Raw genomic sequence first — 11,081 nt, forward strand, 5'->3', positions numbered from 1 at the left:
CCCACAACCCTGGGCAGATGTCACCGTCGGTATTTCGTGACCGTTCCTCCACACCCCGACGGTTCACCGCCGGTTTCCACAGCGGCCACCGGGGCCCCTCCGGCAGCAGGGGCCGGGTGGCAGGATGTGGGGATGGACACCGAACCGCAGCTCGACGGCGAATCCGTCGCACCCGACCTCGACGACTTCGACGAGGTCATCGAGATCGAGCACGAGTCGCTGCCGACGGACCGCTACTTCGACCGCGAGCTCAGCTGGCTGCGCTTCAACCAGCGCGTGCTCGAACTGGGTGAGGACCGCACGCAGCCCCTGCTCGAGCGGGCGAACTTCCTGGCGATCTTCGCGTCCAACCTCGACGAGTTCTTCATGGTCCGCGTCGCCGGCCTGAAGCGCCGCATCGACACCGGCATCGCCGTCCCGACCAACGTCGGTCGCGCGCCCAGCGACGTCCTGCGTGACATCGCGAAGAAGGCCCACGAGCTGCAGGACCGCCACGCCCAGGCGTTCATCGGGTCGCTCAAGCCGGACCTCGACGCCGCCGGCATCCACATCGAGCACTGGTCCGACCTCGACGAGGCCGACCGGCAGCGGATGCGCGAGTACTTCAACGAGCAGATCTTCCCGGTGCTCATGCCCCTGGCGGTCGACCCGGCGCACCCGTTCCCCTACATCTCCGGGCTCTCGCTCAACCTGGCGGTTCGTGTCCGCAACCCGAAGTCGCAGCGGCAGGAGTTCGCTCGCCTCAAGGTGCCGCAGAACTTCTCCCGCTTCATCAAGCTCCCGGACGACCACTCCGGTCGGATGCGCTTCATCCCGCTCGAAGACCTCATCGCGAACCACCTCGACGATCTGTTCCCGGGGATGGAGGTCCTCGAGCACCACGTGTTCCGCGTGACCCGCAACGAGGACGTCGAGATCGAGGAGGACGAGGCCGAGAACCTCATCCAGGCCCTCGAGCGCGAACTCCTGCGCCGCCGGTTCGGTCCGCCGATCCGTCTCGAGATCACCGAGGACATGGACCCGGTGACCCTCGACCTGCTCGTGCGAGAGCTCGACATCACCGAGGAAGAAGTGTTCCGGCTGCCGTCGCCGCTCGACCTCGGCGGCCTGTTCGAGATCTCGAAGATCAGCCGTCCAGACCTGCACTACCCGAAGCACGTGCCGACGACCCCGGTGCAGTTCCAGCCGGGCGAGCCGAACACCAAGCCCGACCTGTTCCGCGCGATCAAGGCGAACGACGTCCTGGTCCACCACCCCTACGAGTCCTTCGCCACGAGTGTGCAGGCGTTCCTCGAGCAGGCCGCGGCCGACCCGAACGTCCTGGCGATCAAGCAGACGCTGTACCGCACCTCGGGTGACAGCCCCATCGTCGAAGCACTCATCGATGCTGCGGCCGCGGGCAAGCAGGTCCTCGCCCTGGTCGAGATCAAGGCCCGCTTCGACGAGCAGAACAACATCACCTGGGCCCGCAAGCTCGAGAAGGCCGGCGTCCACGTCGTCTACGGCCTGGTCGGGCTGAAGACGCACTCCAAGCTGGTGCTCGTCATCCGGCAAGAGGGCGGAACGCTCAAGCACTACAGCCACATCGGCACGGGCAACTACAACCCCAAGACCTCGCGCATCTACGAGGACATGGGCCTCTTCACCTCGGACGACACGGTGGGCAAGGACCTCACCCGCCTGTTCAACGAGCTGTCCGGCTACGCCATCGAGAAGAAGTTCAAGCGCTTGCTCGTGGCGCCGCTCCACCTGCGGAAGGGCCTGCTCAAGCGCATCCAGACCGAGGCCGCCAACGCCCGGGCCGGCAAGCCCTCGGGCATCCGGATCAAGGTCAACTCGATGGTCGACGAGCAGATCATCGACGCGCTCTACCTGGCGAGCCAGGCGGGGGTGCCGATCGACGTCTGGGTGCGCGGCATCTGCTCCCTCAAGCCCGGCATGGAAGGCGTCAGCGACACCATCCGGGTGCGGAGCATCGTCGGCCGCTACCTCGAGCACTCCCGCGCGTTCGCGTTCCACAACGACGGCGACCCGGCCGTGTTCATCGGCAGCGCCGACATGATGCACCGCAACCTCGACCGTCGCGTCGAGGCACTCGTGCGGCTGGTCGCTCCGGACCACATCAACGAGGTGCAGGAGATGTTCGACCTGGCGATGGCCGACACCGCCAGCTCCTGGCACCTGGAGTCCGACGGGGAGTGGACACGGCACTCCACCGACGATGCGGGTCGCCCGCTCGAGGACGTGCAGAATGTGACCATGCGGAAGATCTCGGCCCGGAAGCGCTCGACTCGGTGAGCGCCGGTCCCTCGGGTCCCGTCGTCGCTGCGGGTGCGGTCGTCTGGCGTGAAGACGACGGCACACCCCTCGTGCTGCTCATCCACCGCGACCACCACAAGGACGTCTCCCTGCCCAAGGGCAAGGTGGACCCGGGCGAGGCCGTCCCGACGACGGCCGTGCGCGAGATCGACGAGGAGACCGGGTACCGCGTGCACCTCGGCGCACCGCTCGGCACCGCCGAGTACGTGCTGCCGAACGGCCGCGACAAGGTCGTGCACTACTGGGCAGCCCGGGTCTCGGCGAAGGAGTACGCCCGCGCCGGAGCCTTCACCCCGAACCACGAGGTCGCGGCGCTCGAGTGGGTCACCATCGACGACGCCCGCAACCGCCTGACGTACGAGCGGGACGTCGCGATCCTCGACCGGTTCGCCGAACGCGCCGCGGTCGGGCAGCACCGCACGTTCGCCCTGATCACCCTGCGCCACGCGAAGACCGTGCCCGGCTCGGACTGGGACGGCCCCGACGCCACCCGTCCGCTGCTGCCCGTCGGCCGCTCGCAGGCCAAGGCCACCGCGGCCCCGATCGCTGCCTTCGGGCCGAAGAAGATCGTGAGCAGCACGGCGGCGCGGTGCCTCGCGACCGTTGAACCGCTGTCGGCGACGACCAAGCTCGGGGTCTCGACCACCCCGGACATCAGCCAGGACGCCCACGACCGCGGCGCCGCCGACGTCAAGGGCGTGGTCCGGCGCCGGCTCGACAAGGGCAAGACCGCCGTGCTCTGCTCGCACGGCCCGGTGCTGCCCGACATCATCGCCCGGATCGCCACCGCGACCGCCGACGACTCCGGCCGCTTCGACCTGCGCCGTGCCGCGATGCTGTCGGTCGGGGACTTCTCCGTCATGCACATCGCCGGGGACACCCTCGTCGCCGTCGAGACCCACCGCAACACCATCCCGGCGTAGGCGTCCCGGCCCTCAGCCGGAGCGGGCCGCGACGCCACCCGGAAACCCGACCACACTCGGAAACCCGACCCCACCCGGAAACCGGACCACGGCGGGGAACCCGGCCACGCGACGGCCACGCGCCGCGCCCGGGAAGGCGATCCGGGCCTCCCGACCGCCTCCCGACCGCCTCATGACGACCATGCGTCCGCATCTTCCGAACGCAGGCACGATGCCCCCGATCCTGCTCCCCGCGCGGGTGCGGCGCACGCCGCCCCGACGGGGACAACCCCTCGTTCACCTCCCGTTCACCAACGCGCGTGATCCCCGTCACCTCGCGTCCCTACAGTCGCTCCCGGGTCGGCACCGGCCCAGGGACCGCAGTGGTCCCACTGCATTCCATTCCCGAAGGGACCCCTGTGAACATCAAGCGAATCGGTTCGATCGCAGCAATCGCGATCGCCGGCGCAGTCGTGCTCTCCTCGTGCGCGGCGAACGAGGACGCGGGCAGCACCGAGTCCTCCTCCACCAGCGGTAACGACTACTCGAGCCTCTCCGGCACCCTGACCGGCTCCGGCTCGTCCGCACAGCAGACCGCGCAGGCCACCTGGGCCGCCGGCTTCCAGAACGAGGCCTCGGGCGTCACCGTGAACTACACGCCGGACGGCTCCGGCGCCGGCCGCGAGAACTTCATGTCGGGTGCCGCGGACTTCGCCGGCTCCGACGCCGCACTGAAGGACGAGGAGCTCTCGGGCACCTTCGAGTCCTGCAAGGCGGACACCAAGGGCATCGACATCCCCGTCTACATCTCCCCGATCGCCATCGCGTACAAGGTCGACGGCGTCAGCGACCTGACCCTCGACGCGAAGACCATCGCGGGCATCTTCTCGGGCAAGATCACCAAGTGGGACGACTCGCAGATCGCCGACCTGAACAAGGACGCGAAGCTGCCGAGCGCGAACATCACGGTCGTGCACCGCTCCGACGACTCGGGCACCACGCAGAACTTCTCGGAGTACGTCTCCGCGAACGCTGCTGACGTCTGGACCGAAGAGCCCAGCCAGACCTTCCCGTACTCGGTCGGTGACAGCGCGAAGGGCACCTCCGGTGTCGCCTCCGCGATGGGCAGCGCCACCAACGCCATCACCTACATCGACGACTCCGGTGCGGGCGACCTCGACCGCGCGAAGCTGATGGTCGGCGACAAGGCGACCGAGCTCTCGGCCGAGGGTGCCGCGCAGGTCGTCGCCGACTCCGAGATCGCGTCGGGCCGTGAGGACAACGACCTCGCGATCGACATCGACCGCAAGGACACCGCTGACGGCGCCTGGCCGCTGGTCCTCGTCTCCTACGCCATCGCGTGCCAGGAGTACAAGGAGGCCGACAAGGCCGAGCTCGTGAAGGGCTACCTCGACTACGTCGTCTCGAGCGCCGCTCAGGACGCCGCTGCGAAGGAGGCCAAGTCGGCCGCCCTCTCGTCCGAGCTCGCCGAGAAGGCGAAGGCTGCGGTCGAGTCCATCAAGTAACACCCCTTGAGCGCCCGGACGCCGGTCCCACCCACCTGACCGGCGTCCGGGCACTCAGCCGTCCAGGACCCACCCGGACGCGCACCCGTCCGGGCCCACGGCCCGGACACCGCACCACCACCCCAGAACCCGTCGCCTCCCCCGGCGTTCCTCCGACAGGAGTACCCATGACGACCGCACCGGCCCAGCCAGGGGCCACCGTCACCCCGATCAAGCCGAAGGCCGTCGTCCGCGTCGGCGACCGCGTCTTCTCCGCCGCCTCGGTCATCGCCGGCGGCCTCATCCTCTTCGTGCTCGTGCTCGTCGCCGCGTTCCTCGTCTGGCAGAGCATCCCGGCCTTCTCCGCCAAGGTCGGCGAGCTGCCGGGCAGCGCCACGAACTTCTGGGACTACGTCGGTCCCCTGGTGTTCGGCACCGTCTGGTCCGCGCTCATCGCGCTCGTGATCGCCGTGCCGCTCTCCCTCGGGATCGCCCTCTTCATCTCGCACTTCGCACCGCGTCGACTCGCACCGGTGCTCGGCTACGTGATCGACCTGCTGGCCGCCGTGCCGTCGGTCGTCTACGGCCTCTGGGGCATCGCCGTGCTGGCCCCGCTGGTGAAGCCCTTCTACGGGTTCCTGAACGAGTACCTCGGCTGGTTCCCGCTGTTCTCCGGCCAGGTGTCCGGCACCGGCCGCACGATCCTCACCGCCTCGATCGTCCTCGCCGTCATGGCGATCCCGATCATGACGGCCGTCATGCGTGAGATCTTCCTGCAGGCGCCGACCCTCAACGAGGAAGCGGCCCTGGCCCTCGGCGCGACCCGCTGGGAGATGATCCGCCTGTCGGTCCTGCCGTTCGCGAAGTCCGGCATCGTCTCCGCGATCATGCTCGGCCTCGGTCGTGCCCTCGGCGAGACGATGGCGATCGCCCTGGTCCTGTCCGTCTCGACGAACGTCACGTTCCAGATGCTCACGTCGCAGAACCCCTCGACCATCGCCGCGAACATCGCCCTGCAGTTCGCCGAGGCATCCGGCACGGCCCTGAACGCGCTCATCGCGTCGGGTCTGATCCTCTTCGTCATCACCCTGGTCATCAACATGCTCGCGCGGTACATCGTCCGCAGCCGAGTCAGCTGAGAGGTCGCACCCGATGTCCCTCGCGCTCCGTCCGACCGGCACCGCCGGCAACGTCTACGCCAACGGCAAGCTGCACGCTTCCGTCCCGTGGCTGCTGCTCGTCGGCAGCTGGGTCGCCCTCGTCCTGGTCTTCGCCCTGCTGAACGCCGGTGGCGCGGTGAAGGACTTCAACGTCGTCGCCGCGATCTTCCTCGGCACGGTCCTGTTCGACGTCCTCATCGTCGTCATCTCGCGGATCGTCGAAGGTGGCCGCAAGGCGGTCGACCGGCTGGTCACCTCCCTCGTCATCACGGCGTTCGTCATCGCGGTCCTGCCGCTGGTCTCGCTGCTCTGGACGGTCATCGCCAAGGGGTTCGCCCGCTTCGACGCGAGCTTCTTCTCGTACTCGATGCGCGGTGTCATCTCCGAGGGCGGCGGCGCGGTCCACGCGCTCATCGGCACGCTCGAGATCACGCTGTTCGCGGCGCTCATCTCGGTGCCGATCGGGCTGCTCACGTCGATCTACCTGGTCGAGTACGGCCGCGGCGCGCTGGCGAAGGGCATCACGTTCTTCGTCGACGTGATGACGGGCATCCCGTCGATCGTCGCCGGTCTGTTCGCCTACGCGCTCTTCGCGCTGTTCCTCGGCCCGGGCGCCCGCTTCGGCCTGGTCGGCTCGGTCGCCCTGTCGGTGCTGATGATCCCGATCGTCGTGCGCTCCACCGAAGAGGTGCTGAAGATCGTCCCGATGGAGCTCCGCGAGGCCTCGTACGCCCTCGGGGTGCCGAAGTACCTCACCATCCTCAAGGTCGTGCTCCCCACCAGCCTCGCCGGCATCACCACCGGCGTGATGCTCTCGATCGCCCGCGTCATCGGTGAGACCGCCCCGCTGCTCGTCACGGCCGGCTTCACCGCGAGCATGAACTACAACCTGTTCCGGGACCCGATGATGACCCTGCCGGTGTACGCGTACACGCAGTACTCCCAGCAGGGCGCCAACCCGGTGCCGTTCGTCGACCGGGCGTGGACCGCGGCCCTCGTGCTCATCCTGATCGTGATGCTGCTCAACCTGCTTGCCCGGTTCATCACCCGTCTCTTCGCCCCCAAGCTCAGCCGCTGACCCTCCGCCCCCGCGGAACCAGCGACACCACCCACCCAGAAGGATCAACGTGTCCAAGCGCATCGAGGTCGACGGCCTCAACGTCTACTACTCGAAGTTCAAGGCGGTCGAGGGTGTCGACATCACCATCGAGCCCCGCACCGTCACGGCCTTCATCGGCCCGTCCGGCTGCGGCAAGTCCACCTTCCTCCGCACCCTGAACCGCATGCACGAGGTCATCCCCGGCGCGTGGGTCGAGGGCTCGGTCAAGATCGACGGCGACGACCTGTACGGCGCCGGCGTCGACCCCGTGCTCGTCCGTCGTCAGGTCGGCATGGTCTTCCAGCGCCCGAACCCGTTCCCCACGATGTCGATCAAGGACAACGTGCTCGCCGGCGTGAAGCTCAACAACAAGCGCGTCTCCCGCTCCGAGGCCGACGACATCGTCGAGCGTTCGCTGCAGGGCGCGAACCTGTGGAACGAGGTCAAGGACCGCCTCGACAAGCCCGGCATGGGCCTGTCCGGCGGCCAGCAGCAGCGTCTCTGCATCGCCCGCGCGATCGCGGTCGAGCCGGACGTGCTGCTGATGGACGAGCCCTGCTCGGCCCTCGACCCGATCTCGACCCTCGCCATCGAGGACCTGATCGAGGAGCTCAAGAAGGAGTTCACGATCGTGATCGTGACCCACAACATGCAGCAGGCCTCGCGCGTCAGCGACAAGACGGCGTTCTTCAACATCGCCGGCACCGGTGCGCCGGGCAAGCTCATCGAGTTCGACGACACCGCGACGATCTTCTCGAACCCGTCCGTGCAGGCGACCGAGGACTACGTCTCGGGTCGCTTCGGTTGATCGGCATCCGTCCGTCACACTGACGGACGGCCTGGAGGCCCGGTGCACGTCCGCCACGGACGCACGCCGGGCCTTCGTGGTTGCGCGGGACCGCCCTGGTGCGGACGCAGAACGACGAAGCCGCTGTCGTGTGACAGCGGCTTCGTCGTTCTGCGTCGGTGGCGATCCAGCAGGACCGCCGAGGCGTCAGGCCGTGGTGGTGGGGACCGCCATGATCGGCGAGGTGGTGGGCTGCTCGGAACCGCCCTCGGGCTCGACCGTCATGCCGATCGTCGCGCCCTCGGACATCGCGCCCTCGAGCACGGCGGAGTGCACACCGTCGGCCGCACCGTCGACCAGGCCGGCCGACTTGATGGTGCCGCCCTGCTCCTCGGAGCCGATGTACCAGAGCTCGTACGTCTTGCCCTTCGGCGCCTGCTCGACACCGTCGAGGATCACCGCGGACTTGCCGAGGTCGTTCGACCACACGACCGTCGCGGAACCGCCGCCCTCGACCTTGGTCGTCGTGCGCTGGAAGTCCGAGGCGGCGTAGATGCGGTCGAGGCCGCTCGAGGCCTGCGTCGTGCCCGTTCCGGAGCCGTTCGGGTCGAAGATCGATCCGACGCCGAGTCCGCCGAAGAAGACCGCGGCGACGGCAGCTGCGGCCGTCAGCATGACCGCCGGACGCTGGAACCAGCGGCGGCGAGCCTCGGACGATGCCCGGCCACCGGCGGTGGGGCCGTCGGCGATCGAGGCGACGTGCCTGGCGGGCTCGGGGCGGGCCTCCTGGACGGAGGTGGTCTCGGCGTCCGGGGTCTGGTCGACCGTCCTGTCGGCGAGGGGCGCAGCCTGGGGCGTGGTCGCGATCTGGGCCAGCAGCGACGCCTTGAGCGACGCGGGGGGCTCGATCGGTGCGACGGCGTAGGCGAGCTGCAGCGCGGTCTCGCGCAGGGAGTCGTTCTCGGCCTGCAGCTCGGGGGACGTCCGGAGGGCGTCCTCGAGGAGCGCGCGCTCGTCGTCGGACAGCGCGTCGAGTGCGTGGGATCCCGTCATCAGTGCGGGGTCGTCGTGGCGTTCGGTCATGAGGTCACCCCCATCTCGTCTCGGAGTCGGATCATCCCGTCACGGAGACGGGTCTTGACGGTGCCGATGGGGACACCGAGGTGTTCGGCCATCTCGCTGTGCGAGTAGCCGCCGTAGTACGCGAGCTGCACGGCCTGCCGCTGGAACTCGGTGAGCTTCGCCAGCGCTCGGCCGACGCGCTCGTGTTCGATGCGGATCTCGACGGACTCGGAGACCTGGTCGAAACCAGCCTCGAGGTCGCGGATGCCGATCTTGGTGTCGCGGTCGTGCGAGGACTGCGACGCTCGGACCCGGTCGACCGCTCGGCGGTGGGCCATGGTGAGGACCCAGCTGGCGGCGGTACCGCGCTTCCGGTCGAAGCGGGTGGCCTGCTGCCAGACCTCCAGGAAGACCTCCTGCGTGACCTCTTCCGACTGCGCGCGGTCCCGGAGGAGCCGCGTGATCAGACCGAGGACCCGGCCGGACAGTGCGTCGTAGAGGTCCGCGAAGGCGGCTTGGTCACCGGAGGCGACCCGGGCGAGGAGGTCGTCCGGCGATGCCTGAGCTGGCTCTGACGAGCTCCAGCGTTCGGTGTCGCTATCCACGAGGGCAAGCATTGCAGGTTTCCCTCCTCTCGGTTGCTTTCGTTGACCAGGCGGGTAGCACGAAGCCTCCGCATGGGCGGTCGAGACGAGGGGCCGGCGTGACCCACAGGGAATTGACCGGCGGTGCCGGTCCGGGTCACGCCGGGCCTCTCGCTTCGTGACGGGCATTCCGTCCGTCACGCAGATGATTCGGCGCGGTCCCCGCTGTGGATTGGGCGCGGATCGGGATTTCTCGGCGGGATGGGCGCGGCGGGCGCCTGCTGGCGGGCTCGCGGCGCGCCGTCCGCCGGGTCCGCGCCGGCACGCTCGCTGGCACGCCCGGGGCCGGTTCTGTCCACCATGAGTGAACAGGGTCGAGTGATCAGCCGACGTCTCGTAGACTTGACCTCGCCGGGCCGCAGCAAGCCCCGGGCTCCAAAATTCGCCGCTTCGAGCGGCCTCGCGCCGAGAGGCGCTTCTGCGGCCCGGTCTTTTCATGCCCGGACGCGGTCGCGTCCCGGTCCTCCGCTGCGGAAGTCGGCCTGGAGGCGCGGTGCGGGTCCGCCCCGCCGCCCGCTCAGTCCAGGCTGTCGCGACGCCAGAGCGCCGCCGCCTCGGTCAGGTCGGCCGCGAGCTCTGTCAGGCGGAGCGCCCGCGTCGTCAGCTCGCTCGCGCGCTCGGACGCGACCAGGTCGGACTCGTCCGCCACGGCGGTCGCACCGGCGGCGGTCAGTCGGCAGAACGACGCCCCGCGGTCGAGCGCCACCGCGAGGTCACCCGTGTAGAGGCCGTGCAGGATCCGGTCGGCGAGCGTCAGGATCTCCGCAGGGCCCGTCGGTTCCTCGGCACCCGCGACGGCCTGGTCGATCGTGCCGATCTGCGCGGTGCCCCGTTCGAACAGGTACGCGATCTCCTCCGGGTTCTGCCGGATCACGATGCGCACCAGGTACACCCGCCAGAGCGCCCCGGGCAGGGTGTGCGCCCCGACCCGTGCCCACAGTTCCGCGATGGCGTCGATGCCGTGCACGTCCGTGTAGGTGACGAGCCGCTCGACCACGGCGGGGTCCGGGTCCTCGCGCACCCGGTGCAGCAGGGCGTTCGCGGTCTCGTGCGCGACACGGTTCACCAGCGCCGGGTCCTCACCGCCCTGGATGGCGGCGAACTCGGCGTCGGTGAAGTGGACGGGACGGTGGTGATCGCGAGGCACCGCAGCAGTGTAGGCGCGGCCGGTGACACGCCCGCGGTCCGTTCGCCCAGAACGCAACGGCTGCGCCACGCGTACCGTGTTGCGGCAGGGAGGCGCTCCTCCCTGCACGTGAAGGAGAGGATCTTCCATGAACGCCCTGCTCATCATCCTGGCTGTGATCGCAGTCATCCTGCTGTTCGTCGGCGGGTTCGCCGCGAGCCTGAAGTTCCTGCTCTGGGTGGGCATCGTGCTGCTGGTCATCGCGGTCATCGCGTGGCTGTTGCGCTCGCTCACCGGACGCCGGGGCTGACCCGTCCGCAAGGTTCTGTCCCAGAGGCCCTCACCCGCTAGCCTTGCGGGTGAGGGCCTCTAGCTCAGTTGGTAGAGCACCGGACTTTTAATCCGAGGGTCGTGGGTTCGAGCCCCACGGGGCCCACACCTTCCCGAACACCGGCTTTTCATCCGAGGGTCGTGGGT

At 69.0% G+C, this 11,081-nt stretch carries 10 protein-coding genes and 1 tRNA gene; 8 read left to right on the plus strand and 3 right to left on the minus strand.

Annotation, left to right across the window (positions count from 1 at the left end):
* The first annotated feature begins 132 nt into the window (after window positions 1–132).
* The 6 genes from KK097_RS07965 (at window position 133) to pstB (ending at window position 7,793) form a co-directional block, all read left to right on the plus strand.
* Entirely contained in the window at window positions 133–2,298 is a 2,166-nt protein-coding gene (locus KK097_RS07965; protein ID WP_214528767.1) for an RNA degradosome polyphosphate kinase, read from the plus strand.
* Window positions 2,295–3,242, plus strand: a complete 948-nt coding sequence (locus KK097_RS07970; protein ID WP_214544281.1) for an NUDIX hydrolase — start codon at window positions 2,295–2,297, stop codon at window positions 3,240–3,242. The genes KK097_RS07965 and KK097_RS07970 overlap by 4 nt, the downstream gene beginning before the upstream one ends.
* Window positions 3,243–3,640: 398 nt before the next feature.
* Complete coding sequence (locus tag KK097_RS07975) at window positions 3,641–4,747, plus strand: phosphate ABC transporter substrate-binding protein PstS (protein ID WP_214544282.1); 1,107 nt, start codon at window positions 3,641–3,643, stop codon at window positions 4,745–4,747.
* A gap of 167 nt (window positions 4,748–4,914) precedes the next feature.
* Complete coding sequence (gene pstC, locus KK097_RS07980; protein ID WP_214528770.1) at window positions 4,915–5,865, plus strand: phosphate ABC transporter permease subunit PstC; 951 nt, start codon at window positions 4,915–4,917, stop codon at window positions 5,863–5,865.
* Window positions 5,866–5,878: 13 nt separating this feature from the next.
* Entirely contained in the window at window positions 5,879–6,964 is a 1,086-nt protein-coding gene (gene pstA / locus KK097_RS07985) for a phosphate ABC transporter permease PstA (protein ID WP_214528771.1), read from the plus strand.
* A gap of 49 nt (window positions 6,965–7,013) precedes the next feature.
* A complete protein-coding gene (gene pstB / locus KK097_RS07990) occupies window positions 7,014–7,793 on the plus strand; it encodes a phosphate ABC transporter ATP-binding protein PstB (protein WP_214528772.1) in 780 nt (259 codons plus the stop codon).
* 186 nt (window positions 7,794–7,979) lie between these two features.
* Here the strand turns inward: pstB and KK097_RS07995 are convergent, their stop codons facing one another.
* The 3 genes from KK097_RS07995 to KK097_RS08005 all read right to left on the minus strand — a co-directional run bounded on the left by KK097_RS07995 (window position 7,980) and on the right by KK097_RS08005 (window position 10,625).
* Window positions 7,980–8,855 (minus strand): anti-sigma factor, encoded by an 876-nt coding sequence (locus tag KK097_RS07995; protein WP_214544283.1) that lies wholly within the window; start codon window positions 8,853–8,855, stop codon window positions 7,980–7,982.
* Complete coding sequence (sigK, locus tag KK097_RS08000) at window positions 8,852–9,451, minus strand: ECF RNA polymerase sigma factor SigK (protein WP_056071845.1); 600 nt, start codon at window positions 9,449–9,451, stop codon at window positions 8,852–8,854. The genes KK097_RS07995 and sigK overlap by 4 nt, the downstream gene beginning before the upstream one ends.
* A gap of 544 nt (window positions 9,452–9,995) precedes the next feature.
* The gene (locus KK097_RS08005; RefSeq protein WP_027466634.1) at window positions 9,996–10,625 is read right to left on the minus strand and encodes a hypothetical protein; all 630 of its coding nucleotides are present in this window, start codon (window positions 10,623–10,625) and stop codon (window positions 9,996–9,998) included.
* Window positions 10,626–10,752: 127 nt separating this feature from the next.
* Here KK097_RS08005 and KK097_RS08010 point away from each other — a divergent pair, with 127 nt between their 5' ends.
* Together KK097_RS08010 and KK097_RS08015 are read left to right on the plus strand one after the other, a co-directional pair.
* Complete coding sequence (locus tag KK097_RS08010; protein ID WP_138801981.1) at window positions 10,753–10,914, plus strand: DUF2207 domain-containing protein; 162 nt, start codon at window positions 10,753–10,755, stop codon at window positions 10,912–10,914.
* Window positions 10,915–10,967: 53 nt separating this feature from the next.
* Window positions 10,968–11,040 (plus strand) — tRNA-Lys (locus tag KK097_RS08015).
* Window positions 11,041–11,081 lie beyond the last annotated feature (41 nt).

This window comes from Curtobacterium flaccumfaciens (assembly GCF_018598405.1).
Classification (GTDB): domain Bacteria; phylum Actinomycetota; class Actinomycetes; order Actinomycetales; family Microbacteriaceae; genus Curtobacterium; species Curtobacterium aurantiacum.

Excerpts from the sequence above, each read along its gene's own strand:
- KK097_RS07965 (WP_214528767.1), top strand. The coding sequence starts at position 133 with ATGGACACCGAACCGCAGCTCGACGGCGAATCCGTCGCACCCGACCTC.
- pstC (WP_214528770.1), top strand. The coding sequence starts at position 4,915 with ATGACGACCGCACCGGCCCAGCCAGGGGCCACCGTCACCCCGATCAAG.
- pstA (WP_214528771.1), top strand. The coding sequence starts at position 5,879 with ATGTCCCTCGCGCTCCGTCCGACCGGCACCGCCGGCAACGTCTACGCC.
- KK097_RS07995 (WP_214544283.1), bottom strand. The coding sequence starts at position 8,855 with ATGACCGAACGCCACGACGACCCCGCACTGATGACGGGATCCCACGCA.
- sigK (WP_056071845.1), bottom strand. The coding sequence starts at position 9,451 with ATGCTTGCCCTCGTGGATAGCGACACCGAACGCTGGAGCTCGTCAGAG.
- KK097_RS08010 (WP_138801981.1), top strand. The coding sequence starts at position 10,753 with ATGAACGCCCTGCTCATCATCCTGGCTGTGATCGCAGTCATCCTGCTG.